This is a genomic window from Vibrio sp. 10N.261.52.A1, assembly GCF_002876325.1.
Classification (GTDB): domain Bacteria; phylum Pseudomonadota; class Gammaproteobacteria; order Enterobacterales; family Vibrionaceae; genus Vibrio; species Vibrio chagasii.
The window spans coordinates 1-232 of record NZ_MCYD01000299.1 but is presented as its reverse complement, the minus strand read 5'-3'; the positions used below and the strand labels follow the sequence as shown (position 1 = coordinate 232).

Annotated in this window: 1 pseudogene; it reads left to right on the top strand. The window is 41.4% G+C overall.

Annotation, left to right across the window (positions count from 1 at the left end):
- Window positions 1-232, top strand: a pseudogene (locus tag BCT81_RS03660) (bifunctional riboflavin kinase/FAD synthetase); the annotation flags it as partial.

The window sequence follows — 232 nt, the reverse complement described above, 5'->3', positions numbered from 1 at the left end:
GAGATAAAGCGCCGGCACGTTTAACTCGCTTACGCGATAAGTACGTACAACTGAGCAAGCTAGATATCAGTCGTTTATTGTGTGTCAATTTTAATCAGTACTTTGCAAGTTTATCGGCGGAAGCATTCATTAAAGATCTTTTGGTTGATAAGCTTGGCGTGAAGTTTTTGGTGGTTGGTGATGACTTTTGTTTTGGCAAAGGCCGCACTGGCAATTTCGCTATGCTTAAAGA